A 20437-nucleotide genomic window follows, 5' to 3' on the forward strand; every position below is an offset into this window, starting at 1 on the left:
CAACTTCCCCCGCCACACGAGAAACATTCGCTTAAACCCTGCGCAAACAATATTCATTATCATTTAGCCCATGAAAACTTCTTTACAGCCTAAACAAAACATAATTGGTGAAAAGCCCGCTAATCCCCGCCCCACAAGGCCTACAGCCCCAAGAAGGTGCACTATGTGCTTATTCCACCGAATAATTTCGCTATCGGAATTTTACTTGCCCGGTGTTTAGCCATAAAATCACCGCGATTGATTGCAGTGCGACATATCGTCACTGCATCGTTACTTTTTCGAGCTCAGAGACCTTTGCTCTCTGTTAAGGATTTCCAGCATGACCGAAGCGACAGGACTCATGGCCCACAACTGGGGCTTTGCCATTTTCCTCCTCGGTGTTGTCGGCCTTTGCGCCTTCATGCTCGGCGTCTCCAGCCTCCTCGGGTCAAAAGCCTGGGGCCGCAGCAAAAATGAACCGTTCGAGTCCGGCATGCTGCCCACAGGTGGCGCCCGCTTGCGGCTCTCAGCCAAATTCTATCTGGTCGCGATGCTCTTCGTGATCTTCGATATCGAAGCCCTTTTTCTCTTTGCCTGGTCTTTGTCCGTCCGCGAAAGCGGCTGGACCGGATTCGTCGAAGCCCTCGTTTTCATAGCAATTCTGTTGGCAGGCCTTGTCTACCTATTCCGAGTGGGCGCCCTTGATTGGGCTCCGGAAGCTCGTCGTAAGCGGCAAGCGAAGCTGAAACAATGAGGCTTTGGCGATGCAATACAATCTCACCAGGATCGACCCGGATGCTCCTAACGATCAGTACCCAATCGGCGAACGGGAAACCGTCTCCGATCCGTTAGAAGATCAAGTCCACAAAAACATCTACATGGGCAAGCTGGAAGACGTGCTGAGTGGCGCGGTCAACTGGGGGCGTAAAAACTCCCTGTGGCCGTACAACTTCGGTCTTTCGTGCTGCTACGTGGAAATGACCACCGCCTTCACGGCGCCCCACGACATCGCGCGCTTTGGCGCCGAAGTTATCCGGGCATCACCGCGCCAGGCGGATTTCATGGTTATCGCCGGTACCTGCTTTATCAAGATGGCGCCGATCATCCAGCGTCTCTACGAGCAAATGCTCGAACCGAAGTGGGTTATCTCCATGGGTTCGTGCGCCAACTCCGGTGGCATGTACGACATCTACTCCGTCGTTCAAGGGGTGGACAAGTTCCTGCCCGTGGACGTCTACGTGCCTGGCTGCCCGCCCCGCCCTGAAGCATTTCTGCAAGGCTTGATGCTGTTGCAGGAATCGATTGGCAAGGAGCGTCGCCCACTGTCCTGGGTCGTCGGCGATCAAGGCGTGTACCGCGCCGAGATGCCGTCGCAAAAGGAACAGCGCCGCGAACAGCGAATCGCAGTCACCAACCTGCGCAGCCCCGACGAAGTCTGATCCAGCACCGCTTCTTATATAGAACGAACACCTGGTTTCATTCTTTACGTTGACCGAAAGCGATAAAAAACCATGACTACAGGCAGTGCTCTGTACATCCCGCCTTATAAGGCAGACGACCAGGATGTGGTCGTCGAACTCAACAACCGTTTTGGCCCTGACGCCTTCACCGCCCAGGCCACACGTACCGGCATGCCGGTGCTGTGGGTGGCGCGTGCCAAGCTCGTCGAAGTCCTGACCTTCCTGCGCAACCTGCCCAAGCCGTACGTCATGCTCTATGACCTGCATGGCGTGGACGAGCGTCTGCGCACCAAGCGCCAGGGGCTGCCGAGCGGCGCTGATTTCACCGTGTTCTACCACCTGATGTCGCTGGAACGTAACAGCGACGTGATGATCAAGGTCGCCCTGTCCGAGAGCGACCTGAGCGTCCCGACCATTACCGGTATCTGGCCAAACGCCAACTGGTACGAGCGTGAAGTGTGGGACATGTTCGGCATCGACTTCCCCGGCCACCCGCACCTGACGCGCATCATGATGCCGCCAACGTGGGAAGGTCACCCGCTGCGCAAGGACTTCCCGGCGCGCGCCACCGAATTCGACCCGTTCAGCCTTAACCTGGCCAAGCAACAGCTTGAAGAAGAGGCTGCACGCTTCCGTCCGGAAGATTGGGGCATGAAGCGTTCCGGCACCAACGAGGACTACATGTTCCTCAACCTGGGCCCGAACCACCCTTCGGCTCACGGTGCCTTCCGTATCATCCTGCAACTGGACGGCGAAGAAATCGTCGACTGCGTGCCTGATGTCGGTTACCACCACCGTGGTGCCGAGAAGATGGCCGAGCGTCAGTCGTGGCACAGCTTCATCCCGTACACCGACCGTATCGACTACCTCGGCGGCGTGATGAACAACCTGCCGTACGTGCTCTCGGTCGAGAAGCTGGCCGGTATCAAAGTGCCGGACCGCGTCGACACCATCCGCATCATGATGGCCGAGTTCTTCCGGATCACCAGCCACCTGCTGTTCCTGGGTACTTATATCCAGGACGTCGGCGCCATGACCCCGGTTTTCTTCACGTTCACCGACCGTCAGCGCGCCTACAAGGTGATCGAAGCCGTCACCGGCTTCCGCCTGCACCCGGCCTGGTACCGCATCGGCGGTGTGGCGCACGACCTGCCGAACGGCTGGGAGCGCCTGGTCAAGGAATTCATCGACTGGATGCCCAAGCGTCTGGACGAGTACCAGAAAGCCGCCCTCGACAACAGCATCCTCAAAGGTCGGACCATCGGCGTTGCCGCCTACAACACCAAAGAGGCCCTGGAATGGGGCGTCACCGGTGCAGGCTTGCGTTCGACCGGTTGCGATTTCGACCTGCGTAAAGCGCGTCCGTATTCCGGCTACGAGAACTTCGAATTCGAGATTCCGACAGCTGCGAATGGCGACGCCTACGACCGTTGCATCGTGCGCGTCGAAGAGATGCGCCAGAGCCTGAAGATCATCGAGCAGTGCATGCGCAACATGCCGGCAGGCCCCTACAAGGCAGATCACCCGCTGACCACGCCGCCGCCGAAAGAGCGCACGCTGCAGCACATCGAAACCTTGATCACGCACTTCCTGCAAGTTTCGTGGGGCCCGGTCATGCCGGCCAACGAGTCCTTCCAGATGATTGAAGCGACCAAGGGTATCAACAGTTATTACCTGACGAGCGATGGCGGCACCATGAGCTACCGCACCCGGATTCGTACCCCAAGCTTCCCGCACTTGCAGCAGATCCCTTCGGTGATCAAAGGCGAGATGGTCGCGGACTTGATTGCGTACCTGGGTAGTATCGATTTCGTTATGGCCGACGTGGACCGCTAAGCATGAATAACACGCTTATCCAAACAGATCGTTTCACCTTGAGTGAAACCGAGCGCTCGGCCATCGAGCACGAGCTGCATCACTACGAAGACCCGCGCGCGGCGTCGATCGAAGCCTTGAAGATCGTCCAGAAGGAACGTGGCTGGGTGCCCGACGGCGCCCTCTACGCCATCGGCGAACTGCTCGGCATCCCGGCCAGCGACGTTGAAGGGGTGGCCACGTTCTACAGCCAGATCTTCCGTCAGCCGGTGGGCCGCCACATCATTCGCGTGTGCGACAGCATGGTTTGCTACATCGGTGGCCACGAGTCGGTGGTCAGCGAGATCCAGGCCAAGCTGGGCATCGGCCTCGGCCAAACCACTCCGGACGGCCGCTTCACGCTGCTGCCGGTGTGCTGCCTGGGCAACTGCGACAAGGCGCCGGCGTTGATGATCGACGACGACACATTCGGTGACGTGCAGCCTGCTGGCGTGACCCAATTGCTTGAGGGCTACCCATGACCCTTACATCTTTCGGCCCGGCCAACCTGATCAAGCGTTCGCCTGAGACCCATCCGCTGACCTGGCGCCTGCGTGACGATGGCGAAGCCGTTTGGCTCGACGAGTACCAGGCCAAGAACGGTTACGCCGCTGCGCGCAAAGCCTTTGCCGACATGGCCCAGGACGACATCGTCCAGACCGTGAAAGACGCAGGCCTCAAAGGTCGCGGCGGTGCAGGCTTCCCCACGGGCGTGAAGTGGGGCCTGATGCCCAAAGACGAATCCATCAACATCCGCTACCTGCTGTGCAACGCGGATGAAATGGAGCCGAACACCTGGAAAGACCGCATGCTGATGGAGCAACTGCCCCATCTGCTGATCGAAGGCATGCTGATCAGCGCCCGCGCGCTGAAAACCTACCGTGGCTACATCTTCCTGCGGGGCGAATACACCACCGCCGCCAAGCACCTCACCCGTGCTGTGGAAGAAGCCAAGGCAGCGGGCCTGCTGGGCAAGAACATCCTCGGCTCGGGTTTTGACTTCGAACTGTTCGTGCACACCGGCGCCGGGCGTTATATCTGCGGTGAAGAAACCGCACTGATCAACTCCCTCGAAGGCCGCCGCGCCAACCCGCGTTCCAAGCCGCCCTTCCCTGCCGCCGTGGGCGTGTGGGGCAAGCCGACGTGCGTGAACAACGTTGAAACCCTGTGCAACGTGCCGGCGATCATCGCCGACGGCGTGGACTGGTACAAATCGTTGGCCCGCGAAGGCAGCGAAGACATGGGCACCAAGCTCATGGGCTTCTCCGGCAAGGTCAAGAACCCTGGCCTGTGGGAACTGCCGTTCGGCGTGACCGCCCGCGAGCTGTTCGAGGACTACGCCGGCGGCATGCGCGACGGCTACACCTTGAAAGCCTGGCAGCCAGGCGGCGCCGGTACCGGCTTCCTGCTCCCTGAGCACCTTGACGCACAGATGTATGCCGGCGGCATCGGCAAGGTCGGCACCCGCATGGGTACTGGCCTGGCAATGGCGGTCGACAACACCGTGAACATGGTCTCGTTGCTGCGCAACATGGAGCAGTTCTTCTCCCGTGAATCCTGCGGGTTCTGCACCCCATGCCGCGATGGTTTGCCATGGAGCGTCAAGCTCTTGATGGCGATCGAGAACGGTGAAGGCCAACCGGGCGACATCGAGACCCTGCTGGGTCTGGTCGGTTTCCTCGGCCCTGGCAAGACCTTCTGTGCTCACGCACCGGGCGCCGTGGAGCCATTGGGCAGCGCAATCAAATACTTCCGTTCTGAATTCGAGGCTGGCATCGCACCTGCGCGCGCCGGTGATCTGAATCAGGTGGTAACACCGACCATGGTCGGTGCGTAACGCTTAACAAGGCGAAGGGTCCGTGCCCTTCGCTTTCTCATGTGCTGACGCCTTTATGGCTGTGTAGATGCACATGAAATAACAAGATTCCATTAGCCACGCCCGCTGACAACGGGCCAACGAAGAACTTTGAACCATGGCCACTATCCACGTAGACGGCAAAGCGCTCGAAGTCGATGGGGCGGACAACCTGTTACAGGCGTGTCTGTCACTAGGCCTCGACATCCCGTATTTCTGCTGGCACCCCGCGCTTGGTAGCGTCGGTGCCTGTCGCCAGTGTGCGGTCAAGCAGTACACCGACGAGAACGACACCCGTGGTCGTATCGTCATGTCCTGCATGACGCCAGCCACCGACAACACCTGGATCTCCATCGAAGATGAAGAATCCAAGGCGTTCCGCGCCAGTGTCGTCGAATGGCTGATGACCAACCACCCACACGACTGCCCGGTCTGTGAGGAAGGCGGTCACTGCCACTTGCAAGACATGACGGTGATGACCGGCCACAACGAGCGCCGTTATCGCTTCACCAAGCGTACCCACCAGAACCAGCAACTGGGCCCGTTCATTTCCCACGAAATGAACCGCTGCATCGCCTGCTATCGCTGTGTGCGCTTCTATAAAGACTACGCCGGCGGCACTGACCTGGGCGTATTCGGCGCCCACGACAACGTGTACTTCGGTCGCGTTGAAGACGGCGTGCTCGAAAGCGAATTCTCCGGCAACCTCACCGAGGTCTGCCCGACCGGTGTGTTCACCGACAAGACGCACTCCGAGCGCTACAACCGCAAGTGGGACATGCAGTTCTCGCCGAGTATCTGCCATGGCTGCTCCAGCGGTTGCAACATCTCCCCGGGCGAACGCTATGGCGAACTGCGTCGCATCGAAAACCGCTTCAACGGTTCGGTCAACCAGTACTTCCTGTGCGACCGTGGCCGTTTCGGTTATGGCTACGTCAACCGCGAAGACCGCCCACGTCAGCCGCTGCTGGCCGATGGCGCCAAGCTGAGCCTCGACGCGGCACTCGATAAAGCCGCCGACCTGCTGCGCGGTCGCAACATCGTCGGTATCGGTTCGCCACGTGCCAGCCTCGAAAGCAACTACGCGTTGCGTGAGCTGGTGGGCGCCGAGCACTTCTACTCCGGTATTGAAGCCGCTGAGCTGGAGCGCATCCGCCTGGTCCTGCAAGTGCTGAACGACAGCCCGTTGCCGGTGCCGAACATGCGCGACATCGAAGACCACGACGCAATCTTCGTGCTCGGTGAAGACCTGACCCAGACCGCCGCGCGTATCGCACTGTCGCTGCGTCAGTCGGTCAAAGGCAAGGCTGAAGACATGGCCGACGCCATGCGCGTACAGCCTTGGCTCGACGCTGCGGTTAAAAACATCGGCCAGCACGCGCTGAACCCGCTGTTTATCGCAAGCCTGGCTGAAACCAAGCTCGACGACATCGCCGAAGAATGCGTGCACGCAGCACCGGACGACCTGGCCCGCATCGGTTTCGCCGTGGCCCACGCCCTCGACGCCAGCGCGCCTGCCGTCGAAGGCCTGGACACTGAAGCCGTTGAACTGGCCCAGCGTATCGCCGACGCCCTGCTGGCCGCCAAGCGCCCGCTGATCATTGCCGGTACCTCGCTGGGTTCCAAGGCGCTGATCGAAGCGGCTGCCAACATCGCCAAAGCCTTGAAGCTGCGTGACAAGAACGGCTCCATCAGCCTGGTCGTGCCGGAAGCCAACAGCCTCGGCCTGGCCATGCTCGGTGGCGAGTCGCTGGACGCCGCGCTGCAAGCGGTCACCGACGGCAAAGCCGACGCGATCGTGGTGTTGGAAAACGACCTGTACACCCGCACGGATTCGGCCAAGGTCGACGCCGCGTTGAACGCCGCCAAAGTACTGATCGTTGCCGACCACCAGAAGACTGCCACCAGCGAACGTGCCGACCTGGTGCTGCCAGCCGCTACTTTCGCCGAAGGCGACGGTACCCTGGTCAGCCAGGAAGGCCGCGCCCAGCGCTTCTTCCAGGTGTTCGATCCGAAGTACATGGACGCCAGCATCCTGGTTCACGAAGGCTGGCGCTGGCTGCATGCCCTGCGCGCGACCCTGCTGAACCAGCCGATCGACTGGACCCAGCTCGACCACGTGACCGCTGCCGCCGCCGCAAGCGCGCCGCAGCTGGCACGTATCGTCGACGCTGCACCGTCTGCTGCGTTCCGTATCAAGGGCATGAAGCTCGCCCGTGAGCCGTTGCGTTATTCCGGCCGTACCGCCATGCGTGCTGATATCAGCGTGCACGAACCGCGTACGCCGCAAGACAACGACACCGCGTTCGCCTTCTCGATGGAAGGTTACTCGGGTTCGGTCGAGCCGCGTCAGCAGGTGCCGTTTGCCTGGTCGCCGGGCTGGAACTCGCCGCAAGCCTGGAACAAGTTCCAGGACGAAGTCGGTGGTCACATCCGTGCCGGCGACCCGGGCACCCGCCTGATCGAAAGCACCGGTGACTCGCTGAACTGGTTCGCCGCCGTACCGCGTCCGTTCAACCCGGCCCAGGGCACTTGGCAGGTTGTGCCGTTCTTCCACCTGTTCGGCAGCGAAGAAACCTCGTCCAAAGCCGCACCGGTGCAAGAGCGCATTCCGGCCGCCTACGTGTCTGTCGCCAAGTCCGAAGCTGATCGCCTGGGTGTCAACGACGGTGCCCTGCTTAGCTTGACCGTAGCGGGCCAGACCCTGCGTCTGCCGCTGCGCATCAACGACGAGTTGGGGGCTGGCCTGGTTGCACTGCCAAAAGGCCTCGCGGGTATTCCACCGGCGATCTTTGGCCAAACCGTTGACGGTCTGCAGGAGGCAGCGCAATGACCTGGTTCACCCCTGAAGTGATCGACGTGATCATCTCGGTCGTCAAGGCCATCGTGATCCTGTTGGCCGTGGTCGTCGCGGGCGCCTTGCTCAGCTTCGTCGAACGTCGCCTGCTGGGCTGGTGGCAGGACCGTTACGGTCCGAACCGTGTTGGCCCGTTCGGCATGTTCCAGATCGCTGCCGACATGCTGAAAATGTTCTTCAAGGAAGACTGGACCCCGCCGTTTGCCGACAAGGTGATCTTCACCCTGGCACCGGTCGTGGCCATGAGCGCCTTGCTGATCGCCTTTGCGGTCATCCCGATCACTCCGACCTGGGGCGTGGCGGACCTGAACATCGGCTTGCTGTTCTTCTTCGCCATGGCCGGTTTGTCGGTCTACGCGGTGCTGTTCGCCGGTTGGTCGAGCAACAACAAGTTCGCCCTGCTGGGCAGCTTGCGGGCCTCGGCCCAGACCGTCTCCTACGAAGTGTTCATGGGCCTCGCGCTGATGGGCATCGTGGTGCAGGTCGGCTCGTTCAACATGCGCGACATCGTCGAGTACCAAGCGCAGAACCTGTGGTTCATCATTCCGCAGTTCTTCGGCTTCTGTACCTTCTTCATCGCTGGCGTCGCCGTGACTCACCGTCACCCGTTCGACCAGCCGGAAGCGGAACAGGAACTGGCTGACGGTTACCACATTGAATACGCCGGCATGAAATGGGGCATGTTCTTCGTTGGCGAATACATCGGCATCATCTTGATCTCGGCCTTGCTGGTCACGCTGTTCTTCGGCGGCTGGCACGGTCCGTTCGACATCCTGCCGCAGTTGGCTTTCTTCTGGTTCTTCTTGAAGACCGCGTTCTTCATCATGCTGTTCATCCTGCTGCGCGCCTCCATTCCGCGCCCACGCTATGACCAGGTGATGGATTTCAGCTGGAGATTCTGCCTGCCGCTGACCCTGATCAATTTGCTGGTGACGGCTGCTGTTGTGTTGTTGAACACGCCAGCCGGCGCGGTTCAGTGAGGATTTGACCCATGTTCAAATATATTGGCGACATCGTTAAGGGTACCGGTACCCAGTTGCGAAGCCTGGTGATGGTGTTCGGTCACGGCTTCCGCAAACGCGACACCCTGCAATACCCGGAAGAAGCCGTGTACCTGCCGCCGCGCTATCGCGGCCGTATTGTGCTGACCCGCGACCCCGATGGCGAAGAGCGTTGCGTTGCCTGCAACCTGTGCGCCGTGGCATGCCCGGTGGGTTGCATCTCCCTGCAGAAAGCTGAAACCGAAGACGGTCGCTGGTACCCGGACTTCTTCCGCATCAACTTCTCGCGCTGCATTTTCTGCGGCCTCTGCGAGGAAGCTTGCCCGACCACCGCAATCCAGCTCACCCCGGATTTCGAGATGGCCGAGTTCAAACGTCAGGACCTGGTGTACGAGAAAGAAGATCTGCTGATCTCTGGTCCCGGTAAAAACCCTGATTACAACTTCTATCGCGTTGCAGGTATGGCCGTTGCCGGGAAGCCGAAAGGCGCCGCACAAAACGAAGCCGAGCCGATCAACGTGAAGAGCTTGCTGCCTTAAGGAAGAAAGATGGAATTCGCTTTCTATTTCGCGTCGGGTATTGCAGTGGTGTCCACGCTTCGCGTGATCACCAACACCAACCCCGTGCACGCCCTGCTCTACCTGATCATTTCGCTGATCGCGGTGGCCATGACCTTCTTCAGCCTCGGCGCACCATTCGCCGGTGTACTGGAAGTGATCGCCTACGCCGGCGCCATCATGGTGCTGTTCGTGTTTGTGGTGATGATGCTCAACCTGGGGCCGGCTTCGGTCGCCCAGGAACGCGTCTGGCTCAAGCCCGGCATCTGGCTCGGCCCGGTTGTCCTCGCAGCCCTGCTGCTGGGTGAACTGCTGTACGTGCTGTTCGCTCACCAGAGCGGCCAGGCCATCGGCCACACCACCGTGGATGCAAAAGCCGTGGGCATCAGCCTGTTCGGCCCGTACCTGCTGGTGGTCGAACTGGCTTCGATGCTGTTGCTCGCTGCAGCCATCACCGCCTTCCACTTGGGCCGCAACGAAGCCAAGGAGCAATGACGATGCCTGCTATCCCTTTGGAGCATGGTCTGGCGGTCGCCGGCATCCTGTTCTGCCTTGGCCTGGTCGGCCTGATGGTCCGCCGTAACATTTTGTTCGTGTTGATGAGCCTGGAAATCATGATGAACGCAGCCGCACTCGCGTTCGTCGTTGCGGGTGCACGTTGGGGCCAGCCGGATGGACAAGTCATGTTCATCCTGGTGATCAGCCTGGCAGCCGCCGAGGCCAGTATTGGCCTGGCGATCCTGCTGCAACTGTACCGTCGCTTCCACACGCTTGATATCGACGCTGCCAGTGAGATGCGCGGATGAACATGATCTTTCTGACGTTTGTATTCCCCCTGATCGGTTTCCTGCTGCTGTCGTTCTCTCGTGGACGCTGGTCGGAAAACCTCTCGGCCCTGGTGGGCGTAGGTTCCATTGGCCTGTCGGCGATTGTCGCCGCCTACGTCATCTGGCAATTCAACGTGGCGCCGCCGGAAGGCGGTCACTACACCCTGGTGCTGTGGCAGTGGATGTCGGTGGACGGCTTTAAGCCGAACTTCGCGCTCTACGTCGACGGCCTGTCGATCACCATGCTCGGCGTGGTGGTGGGTGTAGGCTTCCTGATCCACCTGTTCGCGTCCTGGTACATGCGCGGTGAAGCCGGTTACTCGCGCTTCTTCGCCTACACCAACCTGTTTATCGCCAGCATGCTGTTCCTGGTGCTGGGCGATAACCTGTTGTTCCTGTACTTCGGCTGGGAAGGCGTGGGCCTGTGCTCGTACCTGTTGATCGGTTTCTACTACAGCAACCGCAACAACGGTAACGCGGCACTTAAAGCCTTTATCGTGACCCGCATCGGCGACGTGTTCATGGCCATCGGCCTGTTCATCCTGTTCCAACAGGTGGGCACGCTGAACATCCAGGAACTGCTGGTGCTGGCACCGCAGAAATTCCAGGTCGGCGACTTCTGGATCACCCTGGCGACCCTGATGCTGCTGGGCGGTGCTGTCGGTAAATCCGCGCAACTGCCGCTGCAAACCTGGCTGGCGGATGCGATGGCCGGTCCTACCCCGGTATCGGCACTGATCCACGCCGCAACCATGGTAACCGCCGGTGTCTACCTGATCGCGCGTACCCACGGCCTGTTCACCCTGGCGCCGGAAATCCTGCACCTGGTGGGCCTGGTGGGCGGCGTGACCCTGGTACTGGCCGGCTTCGCCGCGCTGGTGCAGACCGACATCAAGCGAATCCTCGCCTACTCGACCATGAGCCAGATCGGCTACATGTTCCTGGCCCTGGGCGTCGGCGCCTGGGACGCGGCGATCTTCCACCTGATGACCCACGCCTTCTTCAAGGCCCTGCTGTTCCTTGCTTCCGGTGCGGTGATCGTTGCCTGCCACCACGAGCAGAACATCTTCAAGATGGGCGGCCTGTGGAAGAAACTGCCGTTGGCCTACGCCAGCTTCATCGTTGGCGGCGCGGCCTTGTCGGCCCTGCCACTGGTGACTGCAGGTTTCTACTCCAAAGACGAAATCCTCTGGGAAGCCTTTGCCAGCGGTAACCACGGCCTGCTGTACGCCGGCCTGGTCGGTGCCTTCATGACCTCGCTGTACACCTTCCGCCTGATCTTCATCACGTTCCACGGTGAAGCCAAGACCGAAGCACACGCAGGCCACGGCATCTCCCACTGGTTGCCACTGTCGGTGCTGATCGTCCTGTCGACCTTTATCGGCGCCCTGATCACCCCGCCACTGGCCGGTGTACTGCCGGAAAGCGCGGGCCATGCCGGCGGCGCTGCCAAGCACAGCCTGGAAATCGCCTCGGGCGCCATTGCCATCGCCGGTATCCTGCTGGCCGCCCTGCTGTTCCTCGGCAAGCGCCGCTTCGTGACCGCTGTGGCCAACAGTGGCATCGGTCGCTTCCTGTCGGCCTGGTGGTTCGCCGCGTGGGGCTTCGACTGGATCTACGACAAGCTGTTCGTCAAGCCATACCTTGCTATCAGCCATGTACTGCGCAAAGACCCGCTCGACCAGACCATCGGTTTGATCCCGCGCGCCGCCAAGGCCGGTCACACCGCCCTGAGCCGCAGCGAGACTGGCCAACTGCGCTGGTACGCGGCTTCCATGGCGGCCGGTGCCGTATTGGTGATCGGCGCCATCGTCGTGGTAGCGGTATGACTATGTACATTGCGAACTTTGCGAACTTGCGAAAGGAAACGAGCCCGTCATGATTCTGCCCTGGCTAATCCTGATCCCCTTTATCGGCGGCCTGCTCTGCTGGATGGGTGAACGCTTCGGCGCCACCCTCCCCCGCTGGATTGCGTTGCTGACCATGTCCCTGGAACTCGCACTCGGCCTCTGGCTGTGGGCCCATGGCGACTATTCATTTGCTCCGGCACCGGGTGCCGATCCGACCTTCGCGCTTGAATTCAAGCACGTGTGGATCCAGCGCTTCGGCATCAACGTGCACCTGGCCCTCGACGGCCTGTCGCTGTTGATGATCCTGCTGACCGGCCTGCTGGGTATCCTCTCGGTACTTTGCTCCTGGAAAGAAATTCAGCGCCACGTGGGCTTCTTCCACCTGAACCTGATGTGGATTTTGGGCGGCGTTGTCGGCGTGTTCCTGGCGCTGGACCTGTTCATGTTCTTCTTCTTCTGGGAAATGATGCTGGTGCCGATGTACTTCCTCATCGCGCTCTGGGGTCACAGTTCTTCGGACGGCAAGAAAACCCGGATCTACGCGGCGACCAAGTTCTTCATCTTCACCCAGGCTTCCGGCCTGATCATGTTGGTGGCGATCGTGGGGCTGGTACTGGTCAACTTCAACAGCACAGGCGTGATCACGTTCAACTACGCCGACCTGTTGAAAACCAAGATGTCCCTGACCACCGAGTACATCCTGATGCTCGGCTTCTTCATCGCGTTCGCGGTGAAGCTGCCGGTGGTGCCATTCCACTCCTGGCTGCCTGACGCTCACGCCCAGGCGCCGACCGCAGGCTCCGTGGACCTGGCCGGTATCCTGCTGAAGACCGCGGCCTATGGCCTGCTGCGTTTCGCCTTGCCACTGTTCCCGAATGCCTCGGCCGAGTTCGCACCGATCGCCATGACCCTGGGTCTGATCGGGATCTTCTACGGCGCGTTCCTGGCTTTCGCACAAACCGACATCAAGCGCCTTATTGCCTTCTCGTCCGTTTCCCACATGGGTTTCGTCCTGATCGGCATCTACTCCGGCAGCCAGCTGGCGTTGCAAGGCGCGGTTATCCAGATGTTGGCCCACGGTGTTTCGGCCGCTGCACTCTTTATCCTGAGTGGCCAGCTGTACGAGCGCCTGCACACCCGTGACATGCGTGAAATGGGTGGCGTGTGGTCGCGCATTGCGTACCTGCCGGCGATCAGCCTGTTCTTTGCCGCGGCTTCCCTGGGCTTGCCGGGCACCGGTAACTTTATCGGCGAGTTCCTGATCCTGATGGGTTCGTTCGTGCACACGCCGTGGATCAGCGCCATTGCTACCTCCGGCCTGGTGTTTGGTTCGGTTTACTCGCTGATCATGATCCACCGCGCCTACTTCGGCCCGGCCAAGTCCGACACCGTCCTGCAAGGGATGGATGCTCGCGAACTGATCATGGTGCTCGGCCTTGCGGTGCTGCTGATCTACATCGGCGTGTACCCGCAACCGTTCCTGGACACTTCTGCCGCGACGATGCATGGCGTGCAGCAGTGGTTCAGCACCGCCTTCACTCAACTCGCTTCGGCACGGTAAGAGCGCTATGGAATTCACGATCCAACACTTTATCGCGCTTGCGCCGCTGCTGATCACCAGCCTTACCGTGGTTGCGGTGATGCTGGCGATCGCTTGGCGCCGCAATCACTCACAGACGTTCCTGCTGTCGTGTGCCGGTTTGAACCTGGCCCTGCTATCGATCATCCCGGCACTCAAGGTCGCGCCACTGGCCGTGACCCCGCTGATGATGATCGATGACTTCGCGCTGCTGTACATCGCGTTGATCCTCGTCGCCACGCTGGCCTGCGTCACCCTCGCCCACGCCTACCTCGGCGAAGGCGGCACCGGCTACCCGGGCAACAAGGAAGAGCTGTACCTGCTGATCCTGCTGGCTGCGGCCGGCGGTATCGTGCTGGTCAGCGCACAGCACCTGGCTGGCTTGTTCATCGGCCTGGAACTGCTGTCGATCCCGACTTACGGCCTGGTTGCCTACGCGTTCTTCAACAAGCGCTCGCTGGAAGCCGGCATCAAGTACATGGTGCTGTCGGCCGCCGGTTCCGCGTTCCTGTTGTTTGGTATGGCCCTGCTCTACGCAGAAGCCGGCAGCCTGAGCTTCACCGGTATCGGCCATGCATTGGCGACCACCAACAGCCCCGCGCCAATCGCCCAACTGGGCCTGGCCATGATGCTGATCGGCCTGGCGTTCAAGCTGTCCCTGGTGCCATTCCACCTGTGGACCCCGGACGTGTACGAAGGCGCCCCGGCGCCAGTGGCTGCGTTCCTGGCCACGGCGTCGAAGGTGGCAGTGTTTGCGGTGATGGTGCGTCTGTTCCAGATCTCGCCTGCTGCCAACACCGGCGTGCTGAGTAACGTGCTGACCATTATCGCCATCGCGTCGATCCTGTTCGGTAACCTGCTGGCCCTGACTCAGAACAACCTCAAGCGTCTGCTCGGTTATTCGTCCATCGCGCACTTCGGCTACCTGCTGATCGCCCTGGTGGCGAGCAAAGGCCTGGCAGTTGAAGCCATGGGCGTATACCTGGTCACCTACGTGATCACCAGCCTTGGCGCATTCGGCGTGATCACGCTGATGTCCTCGCCGTTCAAAGGCCGTGACGCCGACGCCCTGTACGAATACCGCGGCCTGTTCTGGCGCCGTCCGTACCTGACCGCCGTGCTGACCGTGATGATGCTGTCGCTGGCCGGTATCCCGCTGACCGCGGGCTTTATCGGCAAGTTCTACATCGTCGCTACCGGTGTTGAAGCCCACGAATGGTGGTTGGTTGCCTCCTTGGTTCTGGGCAGCGCCATCGGCGTGTTCTACTACCTGCGCGTGATGGTCACCCTGTACCTGATCGAGCCAAACCTGCGCCGTGTGGATGCCGAGCTGCACTGGGAACAGAAAGCCGGTGGCGTGATGCTGCTGGCGATCGCCCTGCTCGCGTTCTTCCTGGGCGTGTACCCACAACCGTTGCTCACTCTGGTGCAGCACGCGGTGCTGGGCGTTTGATCGCTGAGTAAAACGCAGTAAACAGAACGGCGCCTTCGGGCGCCGTTTTTGCTTTCTGGGGCGCTGGTCTGCTGAGTACATATCCGTTATGTGGATGACGGCGGCTATGGGTTACGCCCTTACGGCGTGTCACTTTGCAAAAGCGGCAAAGTAACCAAAACGCTCTTGCCCCACCACTCGGCACCTCGCCTGCGGCTCGGTGTGCCCGAACGCAGGCATCACGGAGTGGGCCGCCTAAGATCAAGATCAACATCTACAGCACGCCGGCCTAGTAGCCGACCTGAGTGGCTGGATCAAAAAACCGGATCAAAAGCGGCATCATTTTTATCTGGGTACTCAGTAAGAATGTGGGATTGGGTCTGCCAGGTAGATTTTGGTTGGCTGACAGGCCGTCATCGCAGGCAAGCCAGCTCCCACAGTTAGCTCGGTTTACACCTGATAAAGCACGGTCGCATGCCAGGCCGTAACGGGAGTAAGCGAACCCACATTTTACCGGCTGACACGCCACCAGCAGCCCAGGCCCAACGCACGCTAAAGAGGCGCACGTTACATTTGTGCACACCGATACACCCCTCCCCGAAAAATTGGTTCATCTAACGCCGAACCAATCCCGCCCTCTCTGATGCCTCGCGCCAAACGGCCCGGACGCCCACGGTCGTCAGTCGATACCCGGTCTAAACTGACCGTTCGGCAAGCGAACCAATTGCAATTGGCATCGCGCTTGCAATCACCCTCCCGTGCAGATCGCTGGTTCGCTCCACCCCTGCTCCCACTTTTTGGCTAGTCGCGAGAAACCATAATGGAAAGGTTCGAGACCGAGGCATCCCCCAACAAGTCCTCAAAAATGGCGCTGGATGTGCTTCGCCAGATGGTCGCTCAACATGCCTCGACACCCCAGCGGGCATTGCCTACCGAGCGAGAATTGGCCGCGGAGTTTGGCGCCAGCCGCCGCGCCATTCGGCATGCACTCGCGGTGCTCGAAGCCGAAGGACGCATCTGGCGGCGTCAGGGCAAGGGCACCTATGTGGGCCCGACACCGCCCAGCGCCAGCATGACGTTTGCCAAAGTCGCGAGCCGAACCAATTTCAGCGAAGTGATGGAAGCACGCCTGTACCTGGAGCCGGCATTGGCGTCCCTTGCTGCGATTCGCGCCAGCGGTGAGCAAATGGCGATCCTGCGGCGCCTGGTCGAGCGCACCAGCTACCAACAGGGCGTGGATGAAACCGACGCCGAATCCATCGAGTTGTGGGACAGCGCCTTGCACCGCGCCATCGCCGAAGCCTCGGGCAATCGCCTGATGCTGGACCTGTTTGAAATGCTCGATGCCATTCGCCTTGATCCGGTTTGGCGTGACCTGCGGCACAGGGCGCGCAGTAACGAGCGCCTGGAGATGTACAGCCACGACCACGATGACATTGTCAGCGCCATCGAAAGCCGCGACCCGGTCAAGGCGGCTACGGCCATGCGCGGTCACCTGCGCGCCTTGCAACAGGCCTTGGAAGCCGTCATCCAGCAGGACCTTGAGGCAAGCCTATGAACCCGGACGCCCACACTGACCACACGCCGGTGTTGAGTATCAACAACCTCACCGTGCGCTTCAAAGGTGCCCCGGCCAACGTGGTCGACGGCGTGTCGCTCTCGGTTCAGGCCGGCAAGACCCTGGCTATCGTCGGCGAGTCCGGCTGTGGCAAGAGCGTGACGTCCATGGCGCTGATGGGGCTGCTGCCGGACACCGCCACGGTTGAGGCCCAGGCCTCAAGCCTGTTGGGTGAAGCCTTGCTGGCGATGTCCGACGAGCGCCTGCTGGATGTACGCGGCAATCGCATGGCGATGATTTTCCAGGAGCCGATGACCTCGCTCAATCCGGTGTTCACCATTGGCGAGCAAATCGCCGAAAGCGTGGAACGTCATCAAGGGCTGTCCCACAAGGACGCCCGGCAACGGGCCTTGCAGATGCTCGAAAAGGTCCGCGTACCCGATGCGGCGCAACGCCTGGACGCCTACCCGCATGAGCTCTCAGGCGGCATGCGCCAGCGCGCAATGATCGCCATGGCCCTGGCCAACAGCCCGAAACTGATCATCGCCGACGAGCCCACCACGGCGCTGGACGTGACCATTCAGGCGCAAATCCTCGCCCTGGTGAACACCCTGCAGGCTGAAACCGGCACGGCGATGATCCTGATCACCCACGACCTGGGCGTGGTCGCCGAAGTCGCCGACGACGTCATGGTGATGTACGCCGGGCAAGTGGTCGAAAGCGGCCCGGTCAAGGCCCTGTTCGATGACCCGCAACACCCCTACACCATCGGCCTGATGGGTTCGATGCCATCCATAGGCCCGCGCGAAGGGCGGCTGGCAACCATCAACGGCCGCGTGCCGACACCCGCCGAGATGCCCGGCGGCTGCCGGTTTGCCGGGCGTTGCCCGTTCGTGCTTGCCGCGTGTCGCGAAACGCGCCCGCCGTTGCTGGAAGTCTCCAACGGGCATTTCGCCGCCTGCATCCGTGCGCCGCTGGAACAGCACCTGGGAGAGACTGCATGAATCACCTCGAACGCAACCTCGGTCCAAGCCCGGCCGTCGCGCAACCGATTCTGGAAAGCATCGCGGTCAGCAAACACTTCAGCAGTGAAACCGGCCTGTTCCAGCGCAAGAAGCCGCCGGTGCAGGCGGTCAATGAGGTCTCGCTTGCCGTGCGCAGGGGTGAAACCCTTGCGCTGGTCGGCGAGTCGGGTTCCGGGAAGTCGACGCTCGGCCGCCTGTTGCTGAACCTGCTCAAGCCGACTGCCGGCGATGTGATTTACGAAGGCCTCAACCTCGCCAACCTGGGCCCGGATAAGCTGCGCCAGGCCCGCCGAGACCTACAGATCATCTTTCAAGACCCGTTCGCCTCGCTGAACCCGCGCATGAGCGTGGAATCGATCATCGGCGAACCGATCTGGCTGCACCGGGACGACAGCCGCAGTGTGCGGCAAGACAAAGTCGCCGAGCTGCTGCGTACCGTGGGCCTGGCCCCCGAACATGGCCGGCGTTTCCCCCACGAGTTTTCCGGTGGCCAGCGCCAACGCATCGGCATCGCACGGGCGCTGGCCTCCGAGCCGCGCTTGATCCTCGGCGATGAGCCGGTCTCGGCGCTGGACGTGTCGGTGCAGGCCCAAGTGGTTAATCTGCTGGAAGACCTCAAGCATCAATTCGGCCTAACCCTGGTGATTGTGGCCCACGGCCTCGCCGTGATCCGTCACATGAGCGACCGCGTGGCGGTGATGTACCTGGGCGAGATCGTCGAACTGGCGCCAGTGAATGCATTGTTCGAAACGCCTTTCCACCCCTACACCCAAGCCTTGATGGCCGCCGTGCCGGTCAGCCATCCCGACCTGCGCCATGCGCGCCCCGTGCTGACCGGCGACATGCCCAGCCCCAGCAAGCCTCCGTCAGGCTGCCGGTTCCATACCCGCTGCCCTCACGCCAGACCACTGTGCCGTGATGTGAAGCCCGTATTCGAAAGCGTCGAACCCGAGCGTCAAGTCGCTTGCCACTACTGGCGCGAAATCGCCAACGCCGGCGGCGGTTCACTGCCTGTTCCGACACCCAGCGCGGCCTACACCCAGCGCCTGAGCCTGTTCAAACGTCATCAAGCCCTATCACTGGAGAGTCAGCCATGAAGTTCGCCCACCTCATGACAGGAACGCTGTTACTGCTCGCTGCGAATGCCGCGGTTGCCGAATCCACACTGCGCATTGGCATTCAGGATGACCCGGACGTGCTGGACCCGCATCGCTCACGCACTTATTCAGGCCGCCTGGTCTACACCGCGCTGTGCGACAAACTGGTGGACATCAACCCTCACCTTGAATACGTGCCGCAACTCGCCACCGCCTGGAGCTGGAGCGAAGATGGCAAGACCTTGACCATGACCCTGCGCGAAGGCGTGACCTTCCACGACGGTGAAACATTCGACGCCGCTGCGGTGAAGTTCAACCTCGACCGCGCCCGTACCCTGCCCGACTCGCTGCGCAAGAGCGAGTTGGCGTCGGTGGAAAGCGTGGACGTCATCGATAGCAACACGGTCGCGATCAAGGTCAAGCAACCGGATGCCACCCTGATCTCACAACTGTCAGACCGGGCCGGGATGATGCTGGCCCCGAAAGCGTCGGCGACGGAAGTCGGCGCCAAGCCAATCTGCTCCGGCCCGTACAAGTTCGTCCAGCGTGTGCAGCAGGACCGCATCGTGCTGGAGCGCTTCGACAACTACTGGAACAAGCAGGCCTACCACTTCGACAAAGTGATTTTCCTGCCGATTCCCGACACCTCGGTGCGCCTTGCCAACCTGCGCTCGGGCGACCTGCAGATGATCGAGCGCGTCGCGCCCACCGACGTCAAAACCGCCAAGGCCGACAGCAAGCTGCAAGTCTTCAACACGCCGGGCCTGGGCTACATGCAGTTGATGTACAACACCAACAATGGCGAGCGCGCCAAGACGCCGATGGGCCAAGACAAGCGTGTACGCAAGGCGTTTGAACTGGCGATCGACCGCGACGCCATCAACCAGGTGGTGTTCGAAGGCTTGTATGCACCCGGCGCGCAACCCTTCCCTGTCAGCAGCCCGTATTACGACAAGAGCCTGCCAATACCGGCGCGGGATGTGGAGCAAAGCAAAAAACTGCTGGCTGAAGCCGGCGTCAAACTGCCGCTGGTGGTCGAGCTGAAAGTCGCCAACAACCCCATCGCCCAGCAAGTTGGCCAGATCATTCAGGCGATGGCAGACGAAGCCGGCTTCAAGGTCAACCTCGTCGCCACTGAATACGCCACGCTGCTCAGCGAGCAACAGTCGGGCAACTTTCAGGTTGGCATGAGTGCCTGGTCCGGGCGGCCGGATCCGGACGGCGACATTTATCAGTTCGTCGCCTGCAAGGGCGGCCAGAACGACGGGCACTTCTGTGACCCGAAACTCGACGCGTTGCTGGACAAGGCGCGCACCGTCAACGACGAGTCGCAGCGCCAGGCGCTGTACTTCGAAGCCCTGCGCTTGCTGGCCGATGACGTGCCCACCAGCTACCTGTATTTCGACCCGCGCATCATCGCCATGCGCAGCGACATCACGGGTTTCGTGCCGAATCCGGACGGGTTGATTCGCCTCGCTAACGTAGCAATCAAATGATCGACACGCG

General features: G+C 61.1%; 17 protein-coding genes. All 17 read left to right on the top strand.

Translation table 11 applies throughout. The annotated features are described in order from the left end of the window. The first annotated feature begins 319 nt into the window (after positions 1-319). The 17 genes from WBB95_RS25075 to WBB95_RS25155 all read left to right on the top strand — a co-directional run bounded on the left by WBB95_RS25075 (position 320) and on the right by WBB95_RS25155 (position 20427). Positions 320-733, top strand: a complete 414-nt coding sequence (locus WBB95_RS25075) for an NADH-quinone oxidoreductase subunit A (protein ID WP_424490018.1) — start codon at positions 320-322, stop codon at positions 731-733. A 10-nt stretch (positions 734-743) separates the two neighbouring features. Then, positions 744-1418, top strand: coding sequence for a NuoB/complex I 20 kDa subunit family protein (locus WBB95_RS25080; protein WP_012724951.1), 675 nt, complete (start codon positions 744-746; stop codon positions 1416-1418). Between the two features lie 72 nt (positions 1419-1490). After that, on the top strand, positions 1491-3275 hold the full coding sequence (gene nuoC, locus WBB95_RS25085; RefSeq protein WP_424490019.1) for an NADH-quinone oxidoreductase subunit C/D: 1785 nt from the start codon (positions 1491-1493) through the stop codon (positions 3273-3275). A 2-nt stretch (positions 3276-3277) separates the two neighbouring features. After that, on the top strand, positions 3278-3775 hold the full coding sequence (gene nuoE, locus WBB95_RS25090) for an NADH-quinone oxidoreductase subunit NuoE (protein WP_424490020.1): 498 nt from the start codon (positions 3278-3280) through the stop codon (positions 3773-3775). After that, the gene (gene nuoF / locus WBB95_RS25095) at positions 3772-5130 is read left to right on the top strand and encodes an NADH-quinone oxidoreductase subunit NuoF (protein ID WP_424490021.1); all 1359 of its coding nucleotides are present in this window, start codon (positions 3772-3774) and stop codon (positions 5128-5130) included. The genes nuoE and nuoF overlap by 4 nt, the downstream gene beginning before the upstream one ends. Before the next feature lie 136 nt (positions 5131-5266). Next, on the top strand, positions 5267-7981 hold the full coding sequence (nuoG, locus tag WBB95_RS25100; protein WP_424490022.1) for an NADH-quinone oxidoreductase subunit NuoG: 2715 nt from the start codon (positions 5267-5269) through the stop codon (positions 7979-7981). Beyond that, complete coding sequence (nuoH, locus tag WBB95_RS25105; protein ID WP_424490023.1) at positions 7978-8985, top strand: NADH-quinone oxidoreductase subunit NuoH; 1008 nt, start codon at positions 7978-7980, stop codon at positions 8983-8985. The genes nuoG and nuoH overlap by 4 nt, the downstream gene beginning before the upstream one ends. A gap of 11 nt (positions 8986-8996) precedes the next feature. Then, the gene (gene nuoI / locus WBB95_RS25110; protein WP_003174725.1) at positions 8997-9545 is read left to right on the top strand and encodes an NADH-quinone oxidoreductase subunit NuoI; all 549 of its coding nucleotides are present in this window, start codon (positions 8997-8999) and stop codon (positions 9543-9545) included. A 9-nt stretch (positions 9546-9554) separates the two neighbouring features. Then, complete coding sequence (gene nuoJ / locus WBB95_RS25115) at positions 9555-10058, top strand: NADH-quinone oxidoreductase subunit J (RefSeq protein WP_003174726.1); 504 nt, start codon at positions 9555-9557, stop codon at positions 10056-10058. 2 nt (positions 10059-10060) lie between these two features. Beyond that, positions 10061-10369: an NADH-quinone oxidoreductase subunit NuoK gene (gene nuoK, locus WBB95_RS25120; protein WP_424490024.1), complete on the top strand. Its 309-nt coding sequence runs from the start codon at positions 10061-10063 to the stop codon at positions 10367-10369. Next, on the top strand, positions 10366-12219 hold the full coding sequence (gene nuoL / locus WBB95_RS25125) for an NADH-quinone oxidoreductase subunit L (protein WP_424490025.1): 1854 nt from the start codon (positions 10366-10368) through the stop codon (positions 12217-12219). The genes nuoK and nuoL overlap by 4 nt, the downstream gene beginning before the upstream one ends. 49 nt (positions 12220-12268) lie before the next feature. Then, entirely contained in the window at positions 12269-13801 is a 1533-nt protein-coding gene (gene nuoM / locus WBB95_RS25130) for an NADH-quinone oxidoreductase subunit M (protein ID WP_424490026.1), read from the top strand. A gap of 7 nt (positions 13802-13808) precedes the next feature. Further along, a complete protein-coding gene (gene nuoN / locus WBB95_RS25135; protein WP_424490027.1) occupies positions 13809-15272 on the top strand; it encodes an NADH-quinone oxidoreductase subunit NuoN in 1464 nt (487 codons plus the stop codon). Between the two features lie 799 nt (positions 15273-16071). After that, complete coding sequence (locus WBB95_RS25140; protein ID WP_424490028.1) at positions 16072-16809, top strand: FadR/GntR family transcriptional regulator; 738 nt, start codon at positions 16072-16074, stop codon at positions 16807-16809. Continuing rightward, positions 16806-17813 (top strand): ABC transporter ATP-binding protein, encoded by a 1008-nt coding sequence (locus WBB95_RS25145; protein WP_424490029.1) that lies wholly within the window; start codon positions 16806-16808, stop codon positions 17811-17813. The genes WBB95_RS25140 and WBB95_RS25145 overlap by 4 nt, the downstream gene beginning before the upstream one ends. After that, positions 17810-18931, top strand: coding sequence for an ABC transporter ATP-binding protein (locus WBB95_RS25150; protein ID WP_424490030.1), 1122 nt, complete (start codon positions 17810-17812; stop codon positions 18929-18931). Before WBB95_RS25145 ends, WBB95_RS25150 begins: the two co-directional genes overlap by 4 nt. Further along, on the top strand, positions 18928-20427 hold the full coding sequence (locus tag WBB95_RS25155) for an ABC transporter substrate-binding protein (RefSeq protein ID WP_424490031.1): 1500 nt from the start codon (positions 18928-18930) through the stop codon (positions 20425-20427). The genes WBB95_RS25150 and WBB95_RS25155 overlap by 4 nt, the downstream gene beginning before the upstream one ends. Positions 20428-20437 lie beyond the last annotated feature (10 nt).

Origin of the sequence: Pseudomonas sp. (genome assembly GCF_049645325.1) — a bacterium.
Taxonomy (GTDB): Bacteria; Pseudomonadota; Gammaproteobacteria; order Pseudomonadales; family Pseudomonadaceae; genus Aquipseudomonas.